At 61.8% G+C, this 25,297-nt stretch carries 20 protein-coding genes and 2 pseudogenes; 17 read left to right on the top strand and 5 right to left on the bottom strand.

Annotated elements, in window-relative coordinates; all coding sequences use genetic code 11:
- Positions 1-176: 176 nt before the first annotated feature.
- Positions 177-1,643, bottom strand: a complete 1,467-nt coding sequence (locus tag V5B39_RS14785; RefSeq protein ID WP_332343639.1) for a hypothetical protein — start codon at positions 1,641-1,643, stop codon at positions 177-179.
- A 512-nt stretch (positions 1,644-2,155) separates the two neighbouring features.
- Between V5B39_RS14785 and V5B39_RS14780 the strand changes: the two genes are divergently transcribed.
- On the top strand, positions 2,156-3,712 hold the full coding sequence (locus tag V5B39_RS14780) for a class I adenylate-forming enzyme family protein (RefSeq protein ID WP_332343638.1): 1,557 nt from the start codon (positions 2,156-2,158) through the stop codon (positions 3,710-3,712).
- Here V5B39_RS14780 and V5B39_RS14775 read toward each other — a convergent pair.
- On the bottom strand, positions 3,703-5,736 hold the full coding sequence (locus V5B39_RS14775) for a PHA/PHB synthase family protein (RefSeq protein WP_332343637.1): 2,034 nt from the start codon (positions 5,734-5,736) through the stop codon (positions 3,703-3,705). The two genes, V5B39_RS14780 and V5B39_RS14775, sit on opposite strands and share 10 nt — an antisense overlap.
- 473 nt (positions 5,737-6,209) lie before the next feature.
- Here V5B39_RS14775 and V5B39_RS14770 point away from each other — a divergent pair, with 473 nt between their 5' ends.
- The 7 genes from V5B39_RS14770 to V5B39_RS14740 all read left to right on the top strand — a co-directional run bounded on the left by V5B39_RS14770 (position 6,210) and on the right by V5B39_RS14740 (position 12,861).
- Complete coding sequence (locus V5B39_RS14770; RefSeq protein WP_332343636.1) at positions 6,210-6,977, top strand: 3-hydroxyacyl-CoA dehydrogenase; 768 nt, start codon at positions 6,210-6,212, stop codon at positions 6,975-6,977.
- Between the two features lie 58 nt (positions 6,978-7,035).
- A complete protein-coding gene (locus tag V5B39_RS14765; RefSeq protein WP_332343635.1) occupies positions 7,036-8,217 on the top strand; it encodes an acetyl-CoA C-acyltransferase in 1,182 nt (393 codons plus the stop codon).
- Between the two features lie 58 nt (positions 8,218-8,275).
- Positions 8,276-8,716: a MaoC family dehydratase N-terminal domain-containing protein gene (locus V5B39_RS14760; protein WP_332343634.1), complete on the top strand. Its 441-nt coding sequence runs from the start codon at positions 8,276-8,278 to the stop codon at positions 8,714-8,716.
- A 10-nt stretch (positions 8,717-8,726) separates the two neighbouring features.
- Positions 8,727-9,146, top strand: coding sequence for a MaoC/PaaZ C-terminal domain-containing protein (locus tag V5B39_RS14755; protein WP_332343633.1), 420 nt, complete (start codon positions 8,727-8,729; stop codon positions 9,144-9,146).
- Positions 9,147-9,291: 145 nt separating this feature from the next.
- Positions 9,292-10,371, top strand: coding sequence for a poly(R)-hydroxyalkanoic acid synthase subunit PhaE (locus V5B39_RS14750; protein ID WP_332343632.1), 1,080 nt, complete (start codon positions 9,292-9,294; stop codon positions 10,369-10,371).
- 66 nt (positions 10,372-10,437) lie between these two features.
- On the top strand, positions 10,438-11,544 hold the full coding sequence (gene phaC / locus V5B39_RS14745; protein WP_332343631.1) for a class III poly(R)-hydroxyalkanoic acid synthase subunit PhaC: 1,107 nt from the start codon (positions 10,438-10,440) through the stop codon (positions 11,542-11,544).
- 291 nt (positions 11,545-11,835) lie between these two features.
- Entirely contained in the window at positions 11,836-12,861 is a 1,026-nt protein-coding gene (locus V5B39_RS14740; RefSeq protein WP_332343630.1) for a hypothetical protein, read from the top strand.
- Between the two features lie 5 nt (positions 12,862-12,866).
- Here the strand turns inward: V5B39_RS14740 and senB are convergent, their stop codons facing one another.
- The gene (senB, locus tag V5B39_RS14735; protein WP_332343629.1) at positions 12,867-13,892 is read right to left on the bottom strand and encodes a selenoneine biosynthesis selenosugar synthase SenB; all 1,026 of its coding nucleotides are present in this window, start codon (positions 13,890-13,892) and stop codon (positions 12,867-12,869) included.
- A gap of 99 nt (positions 13,893-13,991) precedes the next feature.
- Between senB and senA the strand changes: the two genes are divergently transcribed.
- Positions 13,992-15,152, top strand: coding sequence for a selenoneine synthase SenA (senA, locus tag V5B39_RS14730; protein ID WP_332343628.1), 1,161 nt, complete (start codon positions 13,992-13,994; stop codon positions 15,150-15,152).
- Between the two features lie 34 nt (positions 15,153-15,186).
- On the opposite strand, the gene egtD is transcribed toward senA, so the two are convergent.
- Both egtD and V5B39_RS14720 read right to left on the bottom strand, forming a co-directional pair.
- A complete protein-coding gene (gene egtD / locus V5B39_RS14725) occupies positions 15,187-16,137 on the bottom strand; it encodes an L-histidine N(alpha)-methyltransferase (RefSeq protein WP_332343627.1) in 951 nt (316 codons plus the stop codon).
- Complete coding sequence (locus V5B39_RS14720; RefSeq protein WP_332343626.1) at positions 16,134-18,206, bottom strand: VTT domain-containing protein; 2,073 nt, start codon at positions 18,204-18,206, stop codon at positions 16,134-16,136. Before V5B39_RS14720 ends, egtD begins: the two co-directional genes overlap by 4 nt.
- 296 nt (positions 18,207-18,502) lie before the next feature.
- Between V5B39_RS14720 and V5B39_RS14715 the strand changes: the two are divergent.
- The 8 genes and pseudogenes from V5B39_RS14715 to V5B39_RS14680 all read left to right on the top strand — a co-directional run.
- Positions 18,503-18,915 (top strand): annotated as a pseudogene (locus V5B39_RS14715) (type I restriction-modification system subunit M N-terminal domain-containing protein); the annotation flags it as partial.
- Positions 18,916-18,918: 3 nt separating this feature from the next.
- On the top strand, positions 18,919-19,926 hold the full coding sequence (locus tag V5B39_RS14710) for a PDDEXK nuclease domain-containing protein (protein ID WP_332343644.1): 1,008 nt from the start codon (positions 18,919-18,921) through the stop codon (positions 19,924-19,926).
- Positions 19,923-21,344, top strand: a complete 1,422-nt coding sequence (locus V5B39_RS14705) for a restriction endonuclease subunit S (RefSeq protein ID WP_332343625.1) — start codon at positions 19,923-19,925, stop codon at positions 21,342-21,344. The genes V5B39_RS14710 and V5B39_RS14705 overlap by 4 nt, the downstream gene beginning before the upstream one ends.
- Before the next feature lie 3 nt (positions 21,345-21,347).
- Positions 21,348-22,535 carry an AAA family ATPase gene (locus V5B39_RS14700; protein WP_332343624.1) on the top strand — a complete coding sequence of 396 codons (1,188 nt, stop codon included), beginning with the start codon at positions 21,348-21,350 and terminating at the stop codon, positions 22,533-22,535.
- Complete coding sequence (locus tag V5B39_RS14695) at positions 22,532-23,128, top strand: DUF4276 family protein (protein ID WP_332343623.1); 597 nt, start codon at positions 22,532-22,534, stop codon at positions 23,126-23,128. The genes V5B39_RS14700 and V5B39_RS14695 overlap by 4 nt, the downstream gene beginning before the upstream one ends.
- Before the next feature lie 4 nt (positions 23,129-23,132).
- The gene (locus V5B39_RS14690; protein WP_434735700.1) at positions 23,133-23,729 is read left to right on the top strand and encodes a type I restriction endonuclease; all 597 of its coding nucleotides are present in this window, start codon (positions 23,133-23,135) and stop codon (positions 23,727-23,729) included.
- Between the two features lie 141 nt (positions 23,730-23,870).
- Positions 23,871-24,119: pseudogene (locus V5B39_RS14685) on the top strand (IS66 family transposase); the annotation flags it as partial.
- Positions 24,120-24,233: 114 nt separating this feature from the next.
- The coding region (locus V5B39_RS14680) for a calcium-binding protein (RefSeq protein ID WP_434735699.1) at positions 24,234-25,297 on the top strand (1,064 nt) is incomplete at its 3' end.

Genomic DNA, 25,297 nt, shown 5'->3' with positions numbered 1-25,297 from the left:
GACTGGCGTCTCCGCAGGTTGGACGAAACCGAAAGCAGGGATACTCTCAAACTGACGGCGCCTGGCTGGGCGCCGTCTGACAAGTTACCCTTGGAAGCGGCGGGTGGCAAGCCCTGCCGGCCTTAACGGCAGGTGTGCAGGTCGCGGCGCCACTTGTTGTCAACGCAGTTTTGGGATCACGAGATGTCCATCTGGAATTTCACCGGACCGCGGGAATCCTTGCCGTTGGCGTCCTTGAAGGTGCCGGTGACGGGTGCTTTCTTGGCATAGGGGCTGGTCAGGATGGCCACGTGACCTCCGAAGAAGGCGACCGACTCGAGGCCATTCCAGCCTTCAAGGAACTTGTTGCCGGCGGTGGCACACGGTGGTGTCACCAGGTCGTCCTTGATCGCATAGTTCTGATACCAGGGCACATTGAGATCGACCAGGTTCTTGATGTTCAGCGGCTGGTCAAAGAGTTGCACTGGCAAGGTGCCGTCATCGGCAATCGGATCCTGGAAGGTGTGCGAACTCATGTTGGCGATCGCCAGCGGCAGGTGTACACGTTCCTTGAGCAGCCAGCGGAAGAGGGCAGCCGGCGTCTTGCCGGGGTTGAGGTCGGTGGCGCGCTGCAGCGAAGCCTGATCGAGCACCTTGACCAGCGGGGTTTCCCGGTCGATGGCGACGAAACGCATCCCCAGGCTCAGCAGGTAGCCGTTGGCCACCTTGTTGCCGCTCGGCAAGGTCGTGGTGATGAAGTCGTGGTGCATCGTCGGCATGCCGCTGATGGCATCACTGTAGGTCCCGTCGACCGGGGTCACGTTGGTGATCAGGGCGTCGCAGACATCCTTCAGTTTTCCCGACAGAATGTTCATCAGGGAAATGTAACCGCCCTGGCAGGTTCCATTGAGCGTGACTTTCTTGCCGCTATTGAGTTCCATGACCTTGGCGCAGAGCTCACGCGTCTGTTCGCAGTCCTGTTCCGGGGTCATCTTCTGGACATTCTCATTGGTCATGATGTCCTTGACGACACGGACATAGGTCGGGATGCCTTCGTTGGCGAACGAGTGGCTGTAGCTCTTGTTCTCGAAGGGCAGGAACGACAGGATATGAACGCCGAGCATGTACGGCGGGACGAGGATGACCGGCTTGAGATCCTTGCGCACCTCGACACCCTTCTTCAGCGGCAGGACCTGATAGAGCTCGAAGGCGCCTGTTTCATGCACCAGCTTGTAATTCGAGGTGTTGAAATGGAAGCCGAACTCATCGCCAATGGCCTCGATCTGCTCGTTGAAATTGGAGACCGCCTCCATGATTTCGGCCTCGCGGCGCATGTAGCCGCTGAGTTTTTCCCCTTCCGAATTGAGAATGCTGTTCAGGAAGGCGCGCGTCCCTTCTTCGACCTGGTCGAAGGAATAGTCGACCAGTTTTGCCTGCATCCCGGCCAGGCCCTTGCGCCCCATGGTAACGTTGTGTTCGAGGATCTCGAAGGTCTCCATCATGCTCAACGGGTTGTCACGGGCCGCTGTCATGGCGATGTGGGCGGCAATGAAGAGATTGTCGTTAAACTCGCTGACTTCGCGATTCGTGGCGCGCATCATGGCCAGCGTATACCTCCACCAACTCGTGGTGAAATCAGGCATTTCCCTTAGCAGAGCATTCATTTTACAACCTCCAAATTAACGTCATCACGTCAGTCAAAACAGGCCAGCCCACAGTGAGCGACCCGCCATTATCCTGGCTCCGATTCTGGCTGGGCTCCGCCAGCAGGACGGACACCGGTGATTCCTTCCCGAAACCAATGCACACAGCCATCGTGGTCGAACCTGTCGGACGTTCGCCAGGCCAGACCCGACAGCATGCACTCCGGCCCTCGCGCGACGGCTGCAGTCAAGTGTTTTTCTGCACCGCACAATGTACATTTTACTCCTCTGCAGAGGATTTGTTCACCCGCTTTGCGGTTCACGAGGATTATTTTCCAAGCCGCTGCAGTTCCCCCATAATCAAGCCTGAATGGTTTTCCGGAGGAGGTTTTGCGACCCTTCGTCGAACCTGTGCCAGGGTTTGCGCAAGGGCTTGTACGAATCGGCAAAGTTGAGCTATATAGTAACATTTTGTTGCGCTGCGATAGGATGCTTGGCCTTACGTGGCGCAGGTTTTTTGGAGGGTAAGGAAAATGCTGCAACTTGCGACACTGATCAAACATCACTCGAGGTTCCGAGCGGAGCAGGTGGCCGTCGTGATCGGGCAGGAACGTCTGAGCTGGCGGGAATTCGAGGCGCGCGTCGAGCGTTGCGCCCGCCTGCTGTCATCGCTTGGGGTGCGCAAAGGTGAGCGGGTGGCGACGGTCTTGAGCAACTGCCGGGAACTGCTCGAAATTTACTGGGCGGTGCCGTCGATCGGTGCGGTGCTGGTTCCCCTGAGCCCGCTGTTGATGGCTTCCGGTCTGGCCAGCCTGCTGCGTGATGCAGGTGCCGTCTGCCTGATCACCAATCGCTCGATGGCGCCGGTCGTCGATCAGATCCGCGACGAGTTGCCGGGGCTGACGGCTGAACACGTGCTGATGATCGACGGCCCGACCGCCGGTTATGCCGATTACGCTGCAGCCTCGTTCGGGAACGCTTCCGTGGGAGATTGCGAACCGGTGCCGGTCGGACCGGATGATTTGTTCAATGTGATGTACACGAGCGGCACGACGGGTCTTCCGAAGGGAATCATGCACACTCATTTCGTGCGCTCGATGTATTGCACCCTGTTCGCCTCGGCATGGCGGATGAGCCCCGAATCGGTGGTGCTGCACACCGGTGCGATCGTCTTCAATGGTGCTTTCGTGACCATGATGCCCTGCTTCTATCTGGGGGCGCGTTACGTCCTGCAGCGCCAGTTCGATCCGGAAGAGGCGATCGAGATCATCGCTCGCGAGCGCGTCACGCATACCATGATGGTGCCGGCACAGATCATTGCCGTGCTCAACGCGCCGAATTTCTCTGCTGAACGGCTTTCTTCACTGCAAATGATCCTTTCACTGGGCGCGCCGCTCTATCAGGAACAGAAGGACCTGCTCAATCGCCTCTTGCCTGACCGCTTTTACGAACTCTATGGACTGACCGAAGGTTTCTGGACCATTCTCGACAAGACGCAGTCAGTTCGCAAAGCCGGTTCCGTCGGCTCCCCGCCCTGTTTTTTCGAGATGCGCATCGTCCGGGACGACGGCAGCGACGCATTGCCCGGAGAGGTCGGCGAGATCGTCGGGCGCGGGCCGTCGCTGATGACCGGCTATTACGGCCGCCCCGACCTGACTGCGCAGGCGATCCGCGACGGCTGGCTGTTTACTGGCGATCTGGGCCATGTCGATGAAGAGGGTTATCTCTATCTGGTTGACCGCAAGAAAGACATGATCGACAGCGGTGGCGTCAAGATCTACCCGAGGGACATCGAAGAGGTCGCGGCACGTCACCCGGCGATCAGGGAAGTGGCCGTATTCGGCGTGGCGCATGAAAAATGGGGCGAGACGCCGGTCGCCGCGGTGCTGCTCCGCGACGGAGCAGCAACCAGTGCCAGCGAACTGCGTGCCTGGATCAACGAGCGCGTGGACGCTCGTTACCAGCGCCTGCATGCGCTGCAGATCATGGACGACTTTCCGCGCAACGCAGCCGGCAAGACGCTAAAGCGGACGATGCGGGATGCCTATCAGGCAGGGAATGACACGGGTCATGATGACCCTCAAACCTGATAGATGTAGGTTCCCGGTGCGTCGCAAAGCGGGACATAGCCCTTGTCCGGCGCGCCCATCGGGGGCGGTGCTTCACTGCCGGAGGAGTGCCGCTGCAGCCATTGTTGCCATGCCGGCCACCACGACCCCTGATAAGACGGCGTCTTTTCCTTCCAGGTTGCAGCATCCAGGAAGCGTTCTCCCTCCCGGCACACACTGAGCTGGTAGGATCGACGCGGGCGCCCCGGCTCATTGACGATGCCCACGTTATGGCCACCACTGGTGAGAACGAAAGTCAGCTCGGTCGCGTCGCTTTGCAGGTGCAGCTTGTATACCGAGTGCCACGGTGCAACGTGGTCGGCCCCGGCGGCGACGGCAAATATCGGCACATGAATGTTGCTGATCGAGATGGCGCGCCCGTCGACCAGGTACTTGCCCTGAAACAGTTGGTTGTCCACGTAGAGACGACGCAGAACCTCGGAGTGCTGGCGATAGGGCATGCGCGTACCATCGGCGTTCCAGGCCATCAGATCGAACATCGGTTCGCGTTGCCCAAGGTAGTACTCCCGTACCATCTTCGACCAGATCAGGTCGGCGGATTTGAGCAACTGGAAGCCGCCCGAAACCTGCTTGTGCCCCAGGTAACCTTTCTGCCACATCATGTCTTCAAGCAAGGTCACTTCGCTGGCATCCATGAAGACGTTGATTTCTCCAACGTCGGTGAAGTCGGTCATGGTGGTGAACAGGGTGACGCTGGCCAGACGGTCATCTCCGTCGCGAGCCATCGCCGCGGCGGCAATGGTCAGCAGGATTCCACCCAGGCAGTAACCCGCCGCGTGGATTCGGCGACCCGGCAGGATGTCCGAAATGGCGTTGATGGCGGCCAGCGTTCCTTGCTTGCGGTAGTCCTCCATTCCCAGGTTGCGGTGTTCCGCACCCGGATTGAGCCAGGAAATCATGAATACCGTATGGCCTTGATCGACGAGGTACTTGACCAGTGAATTGTGCGGCGACAGGTCGAGAATGTAGTACTTCATCATCCACGCCGACTGCAGCAGAACCGGCTCGCGCTGGACGGTCGCGGTGGTCGGTGAGTATTGAATCAGCTCGATCAGCAGGTTACGAAAGACGACCTTGCCCGGAGTGATGGCGAGATTTTCTCCGACCTTGAAGGCCTCGATTCCGGCCGGCTTCTCATCGCGCAGCGCGCGACGCGCATCCTCACCATAGAACTGGGCACCCCGTGCCAGATTCGCGCCCCGCTCGTTGATCGTGGTTTCAACGATTTCCGGGTTCAGGTAGGGGACGTTGCACGGTGCAGTCATGTCGAGGATCTGTTTGGCGGTGAACCATACGGCGGCTTCACCATGCTTGGAAACGCCACGAATGCCGGTGGTCGCGTTGTGCCACCACTGTTGATTGAGCAGGAAGCCCTGATAGATCACGTTGTATGGAAAACGCTGCCAGCCCGGATGATCGAAGCGATGGTCGCCGGGAAGCGGTTTGATGGTTGGCTCGGCGTTACCCGTGATTGCCGATGACAGGGCATAGGCACCCAGGCGCATCGCCTTGCGGGTTGCCTTGGCCGCCAGTTGAAACTGCTTGCCGGGCGAGGCCGCCAGATGCACCGTCCAGTCGAGATAGGCCATCGCCAGGGAGGCCGGCGAAACTCCTCCGCTCAACTGACCAAGCGCCACATTGGTCATCCGGTCAATGTTTTCCAGAGCGTCTGAATCCAGCAAATGGCGATCCCCCAGGCGGCGAGAGAACCCTGTCCGCGGCTGCGGTTCGGCGGCCGCAGACGTGGTCGCTGCTGCCGGAATGGCCGTTACTGCCGGAGTGGTTGCGGGAAGCGTGGCCGTGGTAGTGCTCGGTGCTGCGGTTTCGGCAAGCACCGGCGCAGTGATCCGGTTCGCGGTGGGTTTTTTTCGACGCGCGGCGCGGGGTTTGGCGGGAGGTTTGACGGTACCGCTCTCTTCGGGAGGAGGGGGCGCCGTCGTTGCCATGATGGCAGCTTCCTGGGATGGGTTGAACGTTTCGACCATGTATGTTCTCCGTTGAATGCCGAGACAATCTTCAGCATAGGGCGGCGCAGCGCCCAAGTGAGCCATATCTTAAAGCATCGCGCGGACGCGGCCCTGATCCAGGTCAACAGAAGCGGTGACAGCGGACCCTCGATCTCTGGCAAGGAGCGCTTGTCGCACGGACATCATGTGGCCCTTGCTGCTGCGCTGCGTCAAAGACTTGACTCGGCGGCAGTCTGCATTCGACAATGGCAGGATTGCTCGCCTACGGCCAGGCGTCATGCGCCAGGCACCAGGGAACTGGTAGGTACAGCGGTTGGCTGTACGGGTGTGGTTTCCGGGCAACCTTCTGAAGTCAGGCACTCGTCCCATCAAAAGGGTTTTCGAAGCGCCAGGAGGTTCTGTTTTGCTGTGACGAGGCATGCATAACCGCCGTCGGCACAGTCCAGGAGAGCGGCATTACGTGATGTCGCGATATTTTTTTGGGAGTTAAAATGCAAATCAGTGGCAATGTTTTTGTGGTAACGGGTGCAGGCTCCGGACTCGGAGCGGAAACGGCGAGTGGCCTGGTCAACGCGGGTGCAAAGGTGGTGATCGTTGATGTCGATGCCGGTGCGGGCGAGGCGCAGGCTGCGCAGCTCGGCGCGAACGCGCGCTTTGCCAAGACCGACGTGACCGATGAGGCCAGCGCACGCGCCGCCATCGATCTGGCCGTGAACGAATTCGGAGCGTTGCACGGACTGGTGAACTGTGCCGGTGTTGCACCGCCGAAGAAAGTGCTTGGCCGCGATGGCCCACATGACCTGGCAACCTTCGCGCGCGTGGTCAGCATCAATCTGGTCGGCACCTTCAACATGATTCGTCTGGCCGCCGAGGCGATGAGCAAGAACGACCCGAACGATGGGGGCGAACGCGGTGTGATCGTCAATACCGCTTCCGTCGCGGGTTACGATGGTCAGATTGGTCAGGCTGCCTATGCTTCGTCGAAGGCAGGGGTGATCGGCCTGACCCTGCCCGTGGCGCGCGAACTTGCGGCGCATGGCATCCGGGTGGTGACGATTGCTCCGGGCATTTTCGAAACGCCGATGCTCAAGGGCCTGCCGCAGGCCGCGCAGGATTCGCTGGGCAAAATGGTCCCGTTCCCGTCGCGCCTCGGCAAACCCGCTGAATACGCCGGGCTGGTCAGACATATCTGTGAAAATGGCTACCTGAACGGTGAAGTGATCCGCCTCGACGGTGCCATCCGGATGGCGCCCAAGTAATTCCCGGTCAGCAGCAAACTTCAATCTGGCAACATCCGTTGCAATCAAGGAGTGTCGTATGAGTGAATCCGTTGTCATCGTAGGTGCGAAGCGTACCCCTGTGGGCGCTTTTCAGGGTCAGTTTGCGGGTGTGACCGCGCCGCAACTCGGCGCCGTCGCGATCAAGGCCGCTGTCGAGCAGGCAGGCGTCAAGGTCGAGGAGATCGACGAGGCGCTGATGGGCTGCTGCCTGATGGCAGGGGTGCGGCAGGCACCTGCGCGCCAGGCGGTCCTGGGCGCCGGTCTGCCGAAGTCGGTGCCTTGCACCACCCTGACCAAGATGTGTAGTTCTGCCCAGAAATCGGTCATGATCGCTCATGACGAGCTGCTGGCTGGTTCGGTCAACATCGCCGTGGCTGGCGGCATGGAGTCGATGACCAATGCGCCGCACGTGCTGACCACCGCACGCTCGGGTTACCGGCTGGGAAATGGGGTGCTGCATGACCACATGTTCCTCGATGGCCTTGAAGATGCGTACGAACAAGGCAAGCCGATGGGAGTGTTCGCCGAACTGTGCGTCGACAAGTACGCCTTTTCTCGTGCAGAGATGGATGCCTTCGCCGTTGAATCAGTGACCCGCGCACAGAACGCAGTCACCTCGGGGGTCTTCAAGGACGAGATCGCACCGGTGACCATTACCAGCCGCAAGGGAGAGGAAGTGGTCGCCCTCGATGAGACGCCGATGAAGTGCGACGTTTCAAAGATCGCCAAACTCAAGCCGGTATTCAAGCGGGACGGTGCGGTCACGCCGGCCAACTCGTCGTCGATTTCCGATGGGGCTGCGGCATTTGTCCTGATGCGCGAATCGGACGCCAGGAGTGCCGGCATCCAACCCCTGGCGCGAATTGTTGGCCACTCGACCTTTGCGCATGATCCTTCATGGTTTACCACGGCGCCGGTCTTTGCTTTCGAGAAGCTGTTGAAAAAGCTTGGCTGGCAGGCCGAGGACGTCGATCTCTGGGAAATCAACGAGGCGTTTGCAGCGGTGACCATGGCTTCGATGCGTGACCTCAAACTGCCGCACGACAAGGTCAATGTCAATGGTGGCGCCTGTGCGCTGGGCCATCCGATCGGTGCGACGGGTTCACGGATTCTGGTGACGCTGCTCTACGCGCTCAAGGCGCGTGGTCTCAAGCGCGGCATCGCGGGCCTCTGCGCTGGCGGCGGCGAAGCCACCGCAATCGCTCTGGAAATTATCTGAACAAGTCGTCAAACAGCGTTTCCACCCCGGTTTCCGGGGTGGTCCAGGAGTGAAACAGATGTTGATCGACAAGAAACACATCGGCATGAAAGTGCCGCAGCATTCCGTCCATTTGACGGCGTGGCAATTGAAGTGGTTCGCCAAGGCGACAGGCGAAACGAACCCGATCTATTTCGACGAGGAAGCCGCGAAAAAGGCTGGTCTTCCGGGCGTTCTGGCGCCACCGACCTTCTTCTTCTGCATGGACATGGACAAGGAGCACCCCTTTGATTACCTTGAAACCATGGGCTGTGACCTCGGCAAGATGCTGCATGGCGAGCAATCGTTCGTTTACCACCAGCCGGTCTATTCTGGCGATACGCTGACTTTCGATGGCGAAATCACCGACATTTACGACAAGAAGAATGGCGCTCTGCAGTTCGTCGTCAAGGATGTCAAGGTGCGCCGGCTGGGCGAACTGGTGTGCGATGTGCACTCTGTGATGGTTATTCGGGGATAGGGGAAAGTCCATGACAACAGCGAATTTTGATGCGCTCAAGGTTGGCGACGAGATTCCTTCGTTGACCACCGAGCCGGTGTCTCGTCTGACCCTTGCCCTGTATGCCACGGGTTCTGGCGACCACCATCCTCTGCATCTTGACCAGGATTATGTGCGCTCGAAAGGAATACCCGACGTTTTCGCGCACGGCATGCTGGGCATGGCTTACCTGGGTCGCATGCTGACCCAATGGGTGCCGCAGGAAGCGATCCGCAGTTTCGGGGTGCGCTTTACGGCCATCACCCAGGTTGGCGAGCGCCTGGTGTGCACCGGCAAGGTGGTCGAAAAACTGGAGCAGGGTGGCGAAAAATGTGTTCGCCTCGAGTTGACCTGTGCCAATGAGCAGGGTGAGGCAAAGCATAAGGCAGATGCCGTGGTGGCTCTGGCCTGATTCCATGACCAGGCCAGTCAAGCTGCATGATCGCGGCCGTCACCAGACGGCCGCAGTTTTGTTGTAGAGTGCACCCCGCCTACCGCAGGGCATCCGCCTACCGTGGCGGTAGGCGTGTCCGACACACTGAAAGGAGATCACAGGAGTGGAAAACAAGGATCCGAATGAGCAAATGAGCAGCGTCGTGAACGCTTGGGCCGAGTCGCAGAAGCGCATGTGGAGTGACTGGTCCTCGCTGCTGCAGAATCTCCCAGGCGGCAACGAGAGCCCCGTCGAAGCGGTGAAGAAAGGTGTTGAAGCCGCCAACAAAAGTACCAACGAAGCGGCGCGCTTGCTGATGGACCGTATAACGAGCAGCCAGGGCGCGATGAACCGCGTCATGGATTTCTTTTTCAAGTCCATGAAGGTCGTGGCGCCCAATCTCGAAGCCAACAAGGATTGGCGTCCCGACCTCAAGGGTTTTGCCGAGCAGTGGGCCAAGGAATCGACGGCCATGCTTGAGCGCAGTTTTGGCATGGGTTCGCACATCGGTAATCTGAGTGGAACTTTCAGCAAGGACTTGCCTGATGCCATGGGTCCCTGGTTGTCCTTTCTGATGCAGGCTGCTTCGTCCGGACACATCGGCGAAGCGGTGCTCGGCGGCACGGCTGGACTCAATCGCCTGTTGTCGATGGAAGGCGACGCCAGTGCCCTGGCGGGTGTCGGTCAGATTCCGCTGTTTGGCGCTTCCCGTGAGAAGAACGCCAAGTTGTTGCGGCTGGTCGATACCGTGGTTGATCTGCGCAAGAGCAGTCTCAATTTCCACACGTCGTTTGCCGAGGCCTTGTCCAAGGCCGTCGAGGCGACCGTGGAAGAACTCGGAAAAGTGGCTGCCAAGGGGGAGAAGATCACCTCACTGCGCCAGTTGATGGGCCTCTGGTATCGTACGGCCGACAAATCGCTGCTGGTGACATTCAATACGCAGGAGTTCCTCGATACGCAAAACGCGTTCACGAAAGCTCAGCAGCAATTCAAGCTGGCACAACGCGCAGTAGTCGAAGACATCTTCCGTAATCTGGACATGCCCACGCGCAGCGAACTGGACGAAACCTACCAGGTGATCCACGAACTCAAGAAAGAGGTCCGGGCGCTCAAAAAGGCACTGCCGTCGGCCGCCCAAAGCGCAACCAGGGGCAGCATCGCGCCTCGCAAGGTCGCCGCGGCAGCGCGTGCCAAGAGCGAGTGAGCCGAAGTCTGAATGTTGTTCTGATCGGGTTTACAAGCTAATAAGACCTTTAGGAGGGTGCTACCCATGTTTTCTTTCCCCATCCAGATTCTTCCCGCTGACCTCGTGGCTGAAGCCGCAACTCTGAACGAGAAGCTCACCAAGGGCATCAGCAACCTCACCAATCTGACCGACGACGACATCGATATTGGCAGCACGCCAAAAGACATCATCTTTGAACAGGATGGCATCAAGGTCTACCATTATCATCCGCTGGTCGAGCAATCGAAAATCATGAAGACGCCGCTGATGATCATGCCGCCGCTGATCAATGGTTACGAGGTGGCCGACCTGCAACCCGACCGCTCGCTGGTCCGTAATTTGTTGAACCAGGGAATCGACGTTTACCTCAACGACTGGGGCTATCCGCGTCAGGTAGACAAGTACCGCACGCTCGACGACTACATCAACGGCTACTTCGACGATACGGTGGAATTCATTCGCAAGTACCATGGTGTCGACAAGATTGCCCTGCTGGGTATCTGTCAGGGTGGCGCCATGTCAACCACCTACGCGACGCTCAATCCGGACAAGATCAGTCACTTGGTCCTGACCGTGTCGCCGATCGATTTCGATGCCTATCGGGCAAATCACAAGCCGCACGAAGGCTTGATGTTCACCATGGGTGCCGATGCCGACGTGGAGAAAATGGTTGCCGTACATGGCAATGTGCCGGCTACCGTACTGAACGAGTCGTTCATGATGGCTTCGCCGTTCATCCTGAACTACGGCAAGTACGCCGACGTGGTCGATATTCTCGATGACCGTCTGGCGTTACAGAACTTCCTGCGCATGGAGAAGTGGCTTTTTGGCGGCCCCGACGCCGTCGGCCAGATGTTCAAGGAGTTCATCCGTGACTACCTGAAAGGGAACAAACTCGTCAAGGGCACCCTCGAGGTCGGCGGTCGCAAGGTGGATCTGAAGGATCTCACGATGCCGATTCTCAACATCTTCGCCGAAAAGGATCACATCGTGCCACCGCCGTGCACCGTTGCTCTCGGTAAGCATGTCGGCAGCAAGGACTACACCGAGTTTGCCATTGCCACCGGCCACATCGGGATCTACACCGGTGGCCTGGCGCAAAAGGTCCTCGCTCCGAAGGTGGCGAGCTGGATGCACGAGCGCGGCGGCTGAAGAAGTCTGTAGCCATTCTGTCACCACTCGCGGCCAGCGCCCATGGGTCGCGAGTTTCCGGAAACGCCCTGGCTGTATCGTCGTCACTGCCTTGCCAGACAACGGCGAAAAGGGCGTTTCCAGGGCAATCTGGTCAAAAACCCTCCAGGCAAGGCATGCGGGCAATCAAATATACGTGGCCCTCTCCGGTGCGCACGGACATCCGGCGTACGGGCCTGCGACAACCCGACTGATGACCGTTGACTGGAACGTTTGCTGGCTTTACTGGCACGTCAACCGCAGGGAGTGCAGATGGGGATTCTTGACTGGCTTTTCGGTGGCAACGACGAGGCGATCGGTTCCACGGTTGCCCCTGCGATCATCGAGCAGCGCATCGAACAGATCGTACGCATCATCAATCCACGCTTGAAGCTCGTTCCTGGCTACCGCCGCAAGCTCTTCCCTGCGGTCGAGCAGGCGGTGCTCTACTGCCGCGAGATCGAGGCGAGAATTCCCCCCGCCATCGAAGCGAGTGCGACGGTATGGGCCGAGAATCCGACATTACGCGCCCTTTTCGCCACTGCGCGGGACATCCCCGAGGTTTTCAGCCGCAGCCGGGCGGTTCAGGACTTTTTCGAGGCCACGCCGGGGGCCGAGCAGGTGTGGGCAACGCTGCGCTTCCTGTGTCGCGAGGCGACAGGCTTTGGCATGGCGGCTGAAGGAGGAGTGGTCAGGCACGAAGTGGCGCAGACCTGCGTTTCGTTTGCCGACAAGAAAGTGGTCCTGCCGAGCGGCTGCGAGCACGATGCACGCCTCGAGATCCGGCGCCGTGCCTTCAAGTTCCTGCTCACCGAGGTCCTGCAACAGATCACATCGGTGGATATGCAGCGCCAGGATCTCAAGGCGCAACGATCGATGTTGCAGGCGCGGCTGATGATCCTGAAGGGCCAGCGTGTCGGGCTGGAGGCGATGCTGGAAGAGGAGGGTGCCGGCGGGCGACAGAAGATCGAGGACGTGGAGCGGAAACTCTCCGAGAACGAGCGCGCTCTCGCCGCGTTTCCGGGGACTGGCGAGACCCTTGAAGGGCTCATCGGGCGTGTGCAGGAGGTGCTCACGCACGGCCCCGACTACCTTCGGATCGGCATGACGAAGTTGCGGCTCGACCAGATGAACGTGCTCGTGCCCGAAGGAGCCGGCGAGGTCGCGGTCGAGATCGTGCTTCCGAAAGTGGAGGTAAAAAGCGCCCCGGTGGTCAGCCTGCTTGCCTGCCGTTTTCCTCGTAGCGAACTGATTCGCGGCAGGCGCTTGCTTCACCAAGCGGGGCAACTGCTTGGCTGACCCGATCAGTGGGTTCCACCGGGGTCGCCGGCCAGCAATTCATCGACCATTCGGTGCAACTCGGCGCGCTCGCGCGCTGGCGTGAACAGCCGCGCTCGCTCCCGGCACTGCGCCCCCAGTTGCCACAGGAGATTCCCGCCGGGCGCCTCATCGGCGCCCGCTGCGCCGACGGCTTCGCGGCAGCGCAGCAGCAGCGCCGCTAGCGTCCCGGCGTCGCCGCACGGAAAGTAGCCGGCGTAATCGGCCCCGAGCATACCGATGTTGCCGTCGACGGCTGAGGCGAGCACCGGCGTGCCGCTTGCCGCCGCCTCCATGATCACGTGCGCGCCGCCTTCCATGCGGCTGGCGTGAACCAGCAGGTGCGCACGCTGGATGTGCCGGCGCACGGTCTCGTGTGGCAGACCGCCGAGCCAGCGATAGTTGGCAACGCTTGCCATCGTTGTTCGCGCTTCCTCACCGAGTGCCGGGTCGAGCGGCTCGCCGATGTGATCGATGAAGATTCCGGGCTGGTCGGCGAGCCGGCGGGCGGCGGCGAACAGCGTCCGGGGAGACTTCTCGTCGCGCAAGTGTCCGACCATGAGCACGCGCAGATGCCGCCGCGATTTGGTCAGCGTCCGGCGTTCGGTGGTTGATTGGAAGATTACCCGCGCTTTGTCGCGTAGCGCTTCCGGCAGCGCCTGCGGCGCACGTTCCTGCAGTACGATCAGCGCCTGCGCCAGCACCAGCGAGCGCTGCGCCTCGGCATCGGTCAGGATGTCGCGATAGAGGTCGGTGCCGGTGAGGACCACCGCCAGCCCGTGCTGCGGATGCAGGGTGCTCCAGAGGGCGATCGCCGCAGCCGAGCGGCGTGCATGCAGTGCGATCATCGCCGCGTCGTCGGCAGCCAGCGCGTCCGGCCAGTCCCGGACGATGCGCACGCGGTACGCGCCGGCCAGATGCCGCTGCCAGCGGCGGGCCGTCTGCCAGTTGCCGTTGTTGGCGTCGCGCAGCGCCGGACTGACGATCACCAGTTGCGGCATGCTAACGGTCATGACTTTTCCAGGTACCTCCGATCATGAAAGTCATGACCGTTTCCCTCCCTTGCAAGATGCCTTCCGGCTACAATCCTGGTCATTGCCTGCACCTCGCCGATGAACACAGACATGACTACCGGCATTGCCGAAACCGCCCGCCGCGGTGGCCGCGAATTCCTTGCCACGGCGCTGCATGCCAGCCGCGCACGCACGCTGGCGCTGCTCGACGCCTATGCTGCCACGCTCGGCGATTCGCTGAACGTTCCCTGTTCGCCGCAGCTCAATCCGCCGCGCTGGGAAGCAGGGCACGTCGGCTGGTTCCAGGACTACTGGATCGCCCGCAACCCGCAGCGCGCGTGCGGAACCGCCTGCGACCCGGAACATGAACGTCCCGTCGGGCGTTTGCCGCAAGCCGACGCGCTGTACCACTCGAGCCGCGTCGCGCACACGACGCGCTGGCAACTCGACCTGCCCGACCTCGCTGCGACGCGTGCCTATCTTGCCGAGAGTCTGGCGGAAACGCTGTCGCTGCTCGCGACCACGCCGGAGACCGACGCGGCGCTGTACTTCTTCCGTCTGGTGCTGTTCCACGAGGACATGCACGGCGAAGCCGGCATCTACATGGCGCAGGCGCTGGACATTCCGCTGTCCGATGTGCTGCTGGCAGCAGCTGTCCCGTTGCCGGCAGCGCGTCCGCTCGTGCTTCCAGCCGGGCAGTGGACGCTCGGCTGGAACGGCGACGGATTCGCCTTCGACAACGAACTTGCGCCGCATGTGCTGGCAATGCCGACGTTCGCCATCGACAGCGAGGTCGTCAGTTGGCGGCGTTACCTTCCCTTCGTCGAAGAAACCGGCGCCACAGTGCCGCGTTACCTGCGCCGGCACGCCGGCCAGTGGCAGCAGCGCGTCTTCGGACAGTGGCAGGACCTGACGCTCGACATGCCGGCAACGCATCTCGCCTGGAACGAAGCCGAAGCATGGTGCCGCTGGGCTGGCCGCCGTCTGCCGAGTGAAGCGGAGTGGGAAATGGCGGCGCTGAGCCGGCCGGATTTCCGTTGGGGTCAGGTTTGGGAATGGACGGCCAGCCGCTTTCTGGCCTACCCTGGCTTCGCTGCCCATCCCTATCGCGACTATTCGGCGCCCTGGTTCGGCGACCGCTACGTGCTGCGCGGCGCCAGCCGGGCGACCTCGCCGCGCCTGGCGCATCCTTGCTATCGCAACTATTTCACGCCCGAGCGCAACGATCTGCACAACGGTTTTCGCAGTTGCGCCATCTGACCGTCCAGTCGTCTGTCGTGGCCTGGCCATCGCCTCACGCCTGCGCGGCAAAAACCGCGAACCAGCCGCGCGCATCGCACCAATGGCGGAGTCTCGAAAAGCCGGCGGTTTCGAGCAGAGCCGCAAAATCCTCGCTGCGCCACTTGTACGAATTCTCGGTATGGATACGCTCAGCCGCCGCGAAGCGTCGTTCGCCGCCGGCCCAGCGCACCGTCGTGTCGCGCCGTGCTTGCAGATGCATTTCGATGCGCGACTCGCGACCGTTGAAGAAGGCGACATGGCGCCAGTCGGCGATGTCGAAATCGGTGCCGGCGAGCCGGTTCAGGTGCCGGAGCAGGTTGCGGTTGAACGCCGCGGTGACGCCCAGAGGGTCGTCGTAGGCTGCTTCGAGGACATCGACCGGTTTGACGAGATCGACGCCGATCAGCAGCGAGCCGCCGCAACATTCGGCGTGCGCCTGGCGCAGGAAAACCCGTGCCTCGGCGGGCGTGAAATTGCCGATGCTCGAACCCGGATAGAACAGCGTGCGCGGTTCCGTGCCGACCTCGGCCGGCAGGCGCAGCGACTGCGAGAAATCGAGGCCGACACCCAGCATCTCGATCGCCGGATGCTTCTGCTGCAGGTTCCCGAGCGACTCGCGCAGATAGTGCAGCGAGATGTCGACTGCCACGTAGCGGCGCACGCGCAGCGCCGCGAACAGGCGGGCGGCTTTCTCGCAGTTGCCGGCGCCGAGGTCGACCAGCGTTGCCACCGGGCCGAGAGCGGCCGCCATGGCGTCCTGATGTTCGGCGAAGATCGCGGCTTCGGTGCGCGTCGGGTAGTATTCGGGCAGTTCGGTGATCGCCGCAAAAAGCCGCGAGCCAAGTGCGTCGTAGAGGTACTTCGGAGCGATCGTCGCCGGCGCTGCACTCAGGCTGGCGAGCAGCTCGGCGCGGATCGCCGCCGCGTTTTCCGGTACTTCCGGCGCGACCTGCAGGAGTCTCATCGGCTGCTCTCCAGGGATAACGCGGGCAAGGGCCGCGAGGGATCGCCGGCCGGCTCGGCGTGTGCATCGGCGTAGGGCAGCGACCAGTCGAGCAAGCGGCTGGCCGCTTCACAGCGGGCGCGCAGATCGTGCGCGTCGTTCCCGCCCAGGTGCACGATGCCGTAACGGTAGGAGCCCAGCCACCTGAAATCGCGGGCGATCTGCCCTGGCGTCTTGGCGAAGCAAAAGAGCATGGCGTCGGGAAACTGCCGCGCCAGCTCGTGCCGCAGCCATCGGTTCGGCATGGACGGCGGTGCCGCCGCCGGATCGAAACTGCGATAGACGAAACTCGCCGCCACGCCGGCGACCGGCTCGGCACGCGGCAGGAACTGCGGGTCGTTGCCGTGCGCGAGTGCCAGCGCGACGCGATGCAGGTCGACCCCGTCGACGCGCAGATAGAGATCGGAAAACTGTGCCGCCATGCGCGGATTGAACTCGATCACCGTCAAACGATCGAGTGCGTCGTCGTGGAAGAACTCCATGTTGAACAGGCCGTGCGTGAAGCCCACGGCATGCAGGAATCGCCGCGCGACACCAACCGCCCGCTCGCGCACGAACGCCGGCAGCGTGCAGGGATAGACGAAACGCATGAAGCTCTGCGTGCCCGGATACATCACCGACTCGACGAAACCGAGCGCGCGCAGCTCGCCGGCGAAGACATAACCATCGAGGTTGTATTGCCGTCCGCTGGCCGGTGCTTCGAGCATCAGCCGATGTGCGCTGCCGGCTTGCGGCAGACGCTCGGCGACGATCCGCTCGAAGGGTTCGACCAGATGGCGGATCACCCACCGTTCCCAGGCACCGAAGCGGGTCATCTTCGACAGCTCGTCGCGACTGTCCACCCGGCGCGCGAGGATCGAGAAAGCGGCCTTCACCGGCTTGACGAACACCGGGTAGCCGATGCCTTCGGGTATCGGTTCGCCGTAGCACGCTGGCAGCAGCTCGCCGTGCGTGTTCGCTTCCGGCGCCACTGCCTGCAGCACCTGCCGCGCGTGCAGCTTGTGCTGGCAGGCGAGCACCGCGGCCACCGGCGTCCCTGGCCAGCCCATGCGCTCGGCAAGCATCGCCGCGGCCAGCGCACCGAACTGTTCGTGGCTGGAAGTCACCGCCTGCCAGCGCTTGCGGCTGGCCTTGCGCGCCAGCCGGTCAACGAAGCGCTGCAGATCGAAAAAGGCCAGGCGGGTGTTGCTGGGAAACGTAAACAGGTCGAAACCGGCGCTGTCGACGGGAAACGTCTGCTGCCAGCGGGAAAAGCCCAAACGATCCCAATCGTGGTTGAACAACACCAGGGTGCGCGGCAAAGCCGCCGGCGAGTGCTTCTCCAGCACGCGCACCAGCAGTTTTCCTGCCCACGGCAGGAGTGCAATCAGCGCCAGAGAGATCAGGGTCTGGGGCGACAAGATGTCGCCGATGGCATCGATCCTCGCCAGTTGGGTGCCGGCATTCACATAGACGAAGGTTGCGGCGAGCATGCCGACGAAGCTGATCCAGAAGAAAGTCCAGGTCGTCATGCGGGTCAGACCGGCGGCGGCGTTGACCAGCGCGAAAGGGACGATCGGCAACAGGCGCAGGCTGAACAGGTAGGCAGGGCCGTCGCGGGAGAAACGTGCCTCGAGGTCGGTCAGGCGACTCCCCCATTGGCGCATCACCCACGGCCGCAGCAGATGGCGAACCGCCAGCATCGTCAGCGTCGCACCGACGGTGCACGCCGTCAGGCAGATCAGTGTGCCGGCGAGTGGCCCAAAGGCCGAGCCGGCGGCCAGCATCAGCAGTGAGGCGCCCGGCAGGGCCAAAGCCGCCAGCAGCACATGCGAGAGGAAAAGGAGCAGCGCCGCGGTGACCGGATACGCCCCCACCAGTTCGAGAAAGCGGTCGTGATGCGCCCGCCATTTCCCGAGAGAGATTATGCCGGGGCTGGCCATGTCGCCGGCCAGCCACAGCAGCGACCCGGCTGCCAGCACGGCGATCGCCAGGCGGGAACTGCGCGACAGGGACGCAGTGCCCTGCACTTTCTCCGAATGTTCGTTCAAGGCTGACTCCCCGCCACAGCGGCCATCCAAGGTCTCGTCGGGCCGTCCGGAATTATATTCGATGCCTGTCGGGTGAGGACGTACTGTTCAACGGGCGTGGAACCGGGTCGTCTGCCAGCACAGCACGTACCGCGCGGCATGATGCCTGCCTCACTTCGATCGCGTCGTCCGCTCACGACGCCCGATCCGCAGCGAAACGTTCGGCCGATCCGCGGTGCTACCGTAGGCTGCCGCCGATGCGGTAAAGTAGCCAACTCCCGGCAGCAGCCGGTGAAAGACCGCGAGCGCAAGTCATCATGGACCAGGCCTCTCATCACAAAATCGTCTCCTTCATCTGGGGCATCGCCGACGACGTCCTGCGCGATCTCTTCAAGCGCGGCAAGTACCCGGACGTGATCCTGCCGATGTGCGTCATCCGGCGCATGGACGCGGTCCTCGAACCGACCAAGTGGTCCACGCTGGCGCACGACGCTTTCCCCGCCCGCGAGTTCGACTTCATGCTCGCCAACCCGCCCTACGGCAAGAGCTGGAAGAAGGATCTGGAAGCCATGGGCGGCAAGGACGGCATGCGCGACCCGCGCTTCAAGGTCATGCACCAGGCGAGGAGCTGTCGCTGGTCACGCGTTCGAGCGACGGGCAAATGCTCTTCCTCGCCAACATGGCGTCGAAGATGAACGGCCAGTCGGCGCTTGGCAGCCGCATCGCCGAGGACTTGCGCAGCCTCATCCAGTCCGCACGCCAGCGGATTGCCACCGTCGCCTATTCCACCCAGACATTGCTCTGTTGGCATGTGGGACGACGGCTCTTGAACGAGAGTCTACAGGGCGCTCGGGCTGCCTATGGAAAGCAGATTCTCGTGACCGTGTCACGAGAATTGACGGCGGAGTACGGGCGCGGGTTCAGCTATGCCGAGATTGCCCGCATGATCCAGTTCGCACAGTTGTTCCCCGATGAGGCGATTGTCGTGACGCTGTCACAACAATTGAGCTGGTCGCATATTCATGCGCTGCTGCCGCTCAAGGACCCGCTGGCCCGCGATTTTTACGCGGAAATGTGCCGCATCGAGCGTTGGGATGTACGCACGTTGCGCCAGAAGATCGGCGGCTTGCTGTTCGAGCGCACTGCGTTGTCGAAGAAGCCGCAAGCCGTCATCGCTGCGGAGATCGGCAAACTTCGCGACGGGCAGATGAGCCCCGACATCGTCTTTCGCGATCCCTACCTGCTCGACCTGCTGGGGCTCAAAGGCGCCTACAGCGAACGCGACCTCGAGAGCGCCATCCTGCGCGAGATCGAGGGGGTGTTGCTGGAGCTGGGCAGCGGCTTCGCCTTCGTCGCCCGGCAAAAGCGCATCAGTGTCGGCAAGGACGATTTTCATCTCGACCTGCTGTTCTTCCACCGCCACCTGCGCCGGCTGATCGCCGTCGAACTGAAGCTGGAGTCTTTCCAGCCCGCGCACGTCGGGCAGATGGAGCTGTACCTGCGCTGGCTGGACAAGCACGAACGCGCTCCTGGCGAGGAAGCCCCGATCGGACTCATCCTCTGCGCGTCCGCCGATGCCGAGCAGGTCGAGCTGCTGCAGCTCGATGCCAAGTCCATCCGCGTCAGCGAATACCTGACGGAGTTGCCACCCTTGCCGCTGCTGCGCGAGCGGCTGCATCAGGCGATTGAACACGCGCGCGAGAGCGCCGCCCGGCGGATGATAGATGAGGAGCAGCCATGATCGCCGACCTCAGGCCGTATGCGGAGTACAAGGAGTCGGGGCTGCCGTGGCTCGGGCAGGTGCCGGCGCACTGGCACATCGTACGTAGCAAACGGCTGTTCACGCCGAGAAAGGAGCTGGCACGGCCCGATGACCTGCAGCTTTCGGCGACACAGGCCTATGGCGTCATCGCGCAGTCGCTCTACGAGGAGCGTACGGGTTATCGCGTAGTTAAGATTTCGATGCACCTTGACAAGCGCCGCCATGTCGAGGCAAACGACTTCGTGATCAGCATGAGGAGCTTTCAGGGCGGGCTTGAGCGCGCATGGACAACAGGTGCCATCCGCTCTTCTTACGTTGTCTTGAAGCCTGATGCCCAAGTCGATGCGACTTATTTCAGACATCTTTTCAAGTCGGCACCATACATCGGCGCTTTGCGCGCCACGGCCGACTTCATCAGGGACGGCCAAGATCTGAACTACAGCAATTTCTGCGATGTAGACCTTCCACTGATACCGCATACGGACCAGTCTGCGATCGGGCGGTTTCTGGACTGGGCGAACGGGCGGCTGGAGCAGGCGATCCGGGCGAAGCGGAAGGTAATTGCCCTGCTCAACGAGCAGAAGCAGGCCATCATCCACCGCGCCGTCACCCGCGGCCTCGACCCCTCCGTCCCCCTCAAACCCTCCGGCATCCCCTGGCTCGGCGATATTCCGCAGCATTGGCAGGTGAGGAAGATCAAGTCTCTCGCGAGAACAGTAGGAGGAATGACTCCGAACAAAGCCGTTGAGAGGTATTGGGGCGGAACGACGCCCTGGGTGAGTCCGAAAGACATGAAGGTTCCGGAGATCTTCGACTCCCAAGATCACATCTCCGATGCAGCTCTCAGGGAAACAAACATATGCCTGGTATCTGGGCCGGCGGTCTTGATTGTCGTCCGCGGGATGATTTTGGCGCGGATGTTTCCGACCGCGGTCACACGCGTTCCTGTGACAATAAATCAGGATATCAAGGCCCTCATTCCACACCCAGAATTGTCTGTAGAGTTTTTCGCATTGCTCCTTACTGGCATTCAGCGTGAGCTGCTGGAACTTGTAGAGATTGCGGGCCATGGCACTTGCTGTCTGCGCACTGATTCGTGGGCGGCTTTCTGTTTGCCAATTCCCACTCTCGGTGAGCAGGCGGCGATCCGCAGTTTCCTTTCGACGGAACTTGCGACTTCAAACGCCGCCATCTCCCGCCTCCAGCGCGAGATCGCCCTCCTTCGCGAATACCGCACGCGCCTCGTCGCCGACATCATGACCGGCGAGCTCGACGTGCGCGAGGTGGCGACGCGGCTGCCCGACGAAGCGGCGCCCGATACCTTTACAGAACTCGCCGGCGAAATGCTCGACGACGCCGACAATCTGGATGAAGTTGAAAGAACTGAGGAGATTTGAACGATGTCCGACCCAGGCAACCGCATCTTGATCCGCCATCTGGCGCCAAGAAATTTTCTGTCTTTCGGCCCTGACAATCCTGGCATTGAACTCCAGGCGCTGAATCTCCTCATTGGTCCCAACGGCAGCGGCAAGTCGAATCTTTTTGAAGCGATCAGCCTGATACGTTCCGCTCCCAAGGAACTTCGGGAGGTGACTCGAAAGGGCGGCGGCGTCGGGGAATGGATATGGAAAGGCGGGACGAAAGCGCCGGCTTCGGTCGATTGCGTCGTGAGAGACTCCAAAGACTCGATACCGCTGCGCCATCTGCTCTCGTTCCGCTCGGTGGCGCAGGCATTTTCCCTTGAGGACGAGCGTGTGGAGCGAGCGCACCCGCAGGCTGGGGAACCAGACGTTGACTTCTTTTACCGCTACCAGCACGGTCAGCCGGTCGTCAATACCAGCAACCATGGCAGACGTGGACTAGCCAGAGAGTCAATCGAAGCGGATCGCTCGATCCTGGCACAACGGCGCGACCCCGAAGCCTATCCGGAACTGGCATGGCTGGCCCAGAACTACGAGCGCGTGCGCATCTACCGGGAATGGGCGTTTGGGCGGAATGCGGTATTCCGCGAACCGCAAAGGTCCGACAACCGCAACGACGTGCTCGAAGAGGATTTCTCGAACCTCGGCCTCTTCCTGAACCGGTTGAAGACGCGCTTTCCGGCAGCCAAGAAGGCGATCCTCAGCGGCTTGAATGACCTCTATGATGGTATCCACGACTTCGATGTCCTGGTCGAGGGGGGCACGGTGCAGGTGTTCTTCACGGAGGGAGATTTCGTCATTCCCGCCACGCGCCTTTCCGATGGCACCTTACGGTATCTCTGCCTCCTGGCGATCCTCTGCGATCCCGACCCACCACCCCTGATCTGCATCGAGGAGCCGGAACTGGGACTGCATCCGGATATCCTGCCAAAGTTGGGGGACCTGTTGCGAGCGGCCTCGCAGCGAACCCAGATCATCGTCACGACCCACTCGGATATCCTGGTGGACACGATGACAGAAAGTCCCGATGCGGTGGTCGTCTGTACCAGGAACCAGGGACAAACGATCATGGAACGATTGAATACGGCCGACCTTGCCGAGTGGCTGAAAAGGTATCGGCTCGGCCAGCTTTGGACCAAAGGCGAGATCGGGGGAAATCGCTGGTGAGTGCGCATCTGTACGTGGAAGGCGGCGAATCGAAGGAGGACCAGATTCGCTGCCGCGAGGGGTTCCGAAAGCTATTCGAGAAAGCGGGATTTTCGGGAAAGATGCCTCGACTCAGCGCTTGCGGTGGACGCGGATCGGTTTTCGATGATTTCAAGACCGCCTACGCCCTTCGCAAGGTGGGCGACTACATTGCGATGCTCGTCGATAGCGAAGATCCAGTGGGGGATCTGGAAAGAACCTGGGACCATCTGAAGCACCGTGACCAATGCGACAAGCCTGTCGGAGCCACGGATGAGCAAGTCCTCTTCATGACCACCTGCATGGAAACCTGGATCGTCACGGATCGGCGGGCGCTGCAGGAGCATTACGGCCATAGCCTGCAAGAGAACGCGCTGCCTCCGCTGACCAACCTGGAGAGCCGGGATCGGCACGAGGTGTACGACAAGCTGGTCCACGCGTCCCGCAATTGCTCAAACGCCTACAGCAAGGGCAAGCGATCCTTCGAGTTGCTGGCGAAGCTCGACCCCGCTGTATTGAAGCAGCACTTGCCCAGCTTCGTTCGCGTTGATCGCATCCTGAAGGCGAAGCTGTAACGCCATGCCCACCGATACCAGCGAAAAGGGTCTCGAAACGCTGATCATGAGGCACATGACCGGCGTCGATGGCTTGGCCGTTACGCCGAACAGTGTCGCTCGGCCACAGGCACCTTATGGCGGCACCGGCTACCTCGCCGGCAGCGCGCAGGACTACGACCGCGCGCACGCGCTCGACGTGCCGCAGCTCTTCGCCTTCCTGCGCGCCACCCAGCCCGATGCCTTCAGGAAGCTGGCGCTGGCCGATGCGAACGACACCAGGGACATCAACCGCCTCAAGTTCCTCGCCCGCCTTTCTGCCGAGATCGGCAAGCGCGGCGTCATCGACGTTCTGCGCAAGGGCGTGGCGCACGGGCCGCTGCACGTCGACCTGTTCTACGGCACGGCCTCGACGGGCAACGCCCGAGCCGAGGCGCGGCACGCGCAGAACCGCTTCTCGATCACGCGCCAGCTCGCCTACAGCCTCGACGAGACGCGCCGCGCGCTCGACCTATGCCTGTTCATCAACGGCCTGCCGATCGCCACTTTCGAGCTGAAGAACAGCCTGACCAAACAGACGGTCGAGGATGCCGTCGAGCAGTACCGCACAGATACACCATGAAGCAGGCGGTCGAAGAGGGCTTCATTCTCGATGTGCTCAAGAGCCTACACGCCGGTGGACAGCTTCCGCGCTCCGGCTCAGGAAACCGCTCAAAGCTTGATCTGGATGCGCTTCTTGCCACCGCCTTCATCCTTGCACCAGAGGCCAGACGTGCACCTGCACACCAACGGTAGCGAGTCGGACCTCCGGGAGTAGGTCACGCGGCGAAAGGTGAGCGGCGGCACCCGTAGCGACCTCGGACGGCCGTGCCGCGCTACCTTCACCAGTCTCAAGAAGACTTGCCGCAAGCTCGGTATCTCGTTCTGGGATTATCTCCTAGACTGCATTTCCCGTGCCGGTCATATCGAACCGCTCGCGGATATCCTCCGCCGGAAAGCTGCGCTGCCCTGACTTTTTGAGAAGTTACCGCGGGACTTCCTCGGTGCCATTCATCTGGCGGCATCCGTCGTTTGGCTTAATTGATGACACGCCCTAGCGCCGAGCATTCGGTCAAGCGGCGATGACTTGATCTCGGGTTTGGAGGGCCACGACCGGCTCATCAGCCATGGGGGCAGAGACACGCTGAGCGGCGGCGCCGGCACCGACACCGCGGTCATCGATGCTTCGGCGGTATCCGAAGCGATCTCGGGCGGCGTTCCGAGCGGGGTGCTGTACCGCGGCAGCACCCCGTTCGTCTACCTGAGCCATATCGAGGCTTTGGAGTACACCGGCAATGCGACCGGCACGATCGCGGGGTCCGGGGTTACCGGCGGTTCGGGCAACGACCTCCTGATCGGCCTCGACGGCGACGACCGCTTCAACGGCGGACTCGGCAACAACACGATCGACGGCGGCGCGGGATCGGATCTGGCGATCTTCGACTTTTCCGACCGGACTGGCCACGTCGAGTTGGTCAACGGCGGGGTTGCCGGCACCACGTATACCGCGTGGGTCGATGGCGTCGCATCGGGATCGGTGAGCAACGTCGAGGCCTTGGGGTTCACCGGGGGGTCGGGCGACGACCGCATCGGCGGCGTGATTGGCACCACGTTGTTTGCGGTCACAATGAGCGGCGGCGCCGGCACCGACACTGCGGTCATCGATGCTTCGGCGGTATCCGAAGCGATCTCGGGCGGCGTTCCGAGCGGGGTGCTGTACCGCGGCAGCACCCCGTTCGTCTACCTGAGCCATATCGAGGCTTTGGAGTACACCGGCAATGCGACCGGCACGATCGCGGGGTCCGGGGTTACCGGCGGTTCGGGCAACGACCTCCTGATCGGCCTCGACGGCGACGACCGCTTCAACGGCGGACTCGGCAACAACACGATCGACGGCGGCGCGGGATCGGATCTGGCGATCTTCGACTTTTCCGACCGGACTGGCCACGTCGAGTTGGTCAACGGCGGGGTCGCCGGCGCCACGTATACCGCGTTGATCGACGGCGTCGCATCGGGATCGGTGACCAACGTTGAGGCCTTGGGGGTTACCGGGGGGTCGGGCGACGACCGCATCGGCGGCGTGATCGGCACCACGCTGTTTGCCGTCACAATGACCGGCGGCGCCGGCACCGACACCGCGGTCATCGATGC

This window comes from Accumulibacter sp. (assembly GCF_036625275.1).
Taxonomy (GTDB): Bacteria; Pseudomonadota; Gammaproteobacteria; order Burkholderiales; family Rhodocyclaceae; genus Accumulibacter.
This window is presented reverse-complemented; position numbering and strand designations above follow the sequence as displayed.

Bases quoted from the DNA above. Each gene is read 5' to 3' on its own strand.
- V5B39_RS14785 (WP_332343639.1), bottom strand. From the start codon at position 1,643: ATGAATGCTCTGCTAAGGGAAATGCCTGATTTCACCACGAGTTGGTGG.
- V5B39_RS14780 (WP_332343638.1), top strand. From the start codon at position 2,156: ATGCTGCAACTTGCGACACTGATCAAACATCACTCGAGGTTCCGAGCG.
- V5B39_RS14775 (WP_332343637.1), bottom strand. From the start codon at position 5,736: ATGGTCGAAACGTTCAACCCATCCCAGGAAGCTGCCATCATGGCAACG.
- V5B39_RS14770 (WP_332343636.1), top strand. From the start codon at position 6,210: ATGCAAATCAGTGGCAATGTTTTTGTGGTAACGGGTGCAGGCTCCGGA.
- V5B39_RS14765 (WP_332343635.1), top strand. From the start codon at position 7,036: ATGAGTGAATCCGTTGTCATCGTAGGTGCGAAGCGTACCCCTGTGGGC.
- V5B39_RS14760 (WP_332343634.1), top strand. From the start codon at position 8,276: ATGTTGATCGACAAGAAACACATCGGCATGAAAGTGCCGCAGCATTCC.
- V5B39_RS14755 (WP_332343633.1), top strand. From the start codon at position 8,727: ATGACAACAGCGAATTTTGATGCGCTCAAGGTTGGCGACGAGATTCCT.
- phaC (WP_332343631.1), top strand. From the start codon at position 10,438: ATGTTTTCTTTCCCCATCCAGATTCTTCCCGCTGACCTCGTGGCTGAA.
- V5B39_RS14740 (WP_332343630.1), top strand. From the start codon at position 11,836: ATGGGGATTCTTGACTGGCTTTTCGGTGGCAACGACGAGGCGATCGGT.
- senB (WP_332343629.1), bottom strand. From the start codon at position 13,892: ATGACCGTTAGCATGCCGCAACTGGTGATCGTCAGTCCGGCGCTGCGC.
- senA (WP_332343628.1), top strand. From the start codon at position 13,992: ATGAACACAGACATGACTACCGGCATTGCCGAAACCGCCCGCCGCGGT.
- egtD (WP_332343627.1), bottom strand. From the start codon at position 16,137: ATGAGACTCCTGCAGGTCGCGCCGGAAGTACCGGAAAACGCGGCGGCG.
- V5B39_RS14705 (WP_332343625.1), top strand. From the start codon at position 19,923: ATGATCGCCGACCTCAGGCCGTATGCGGAGTACAAGGAGTCGGGGCTG.
- V5B39_RS14700 (WP_332343624.1), top strand. From the start codon at position 21,348: ATGTCCGACCCAGGCAACCGCATCTTGATCCGCCATCTGGCGCCAAGA.
- V5B39_RS14690 (WP_434735700.1), top strand. From the start codon at position 23,133: ATGCCCACCGATACCAGCGAAAAGGGTCTCGAAACGCTGATCATGAGG.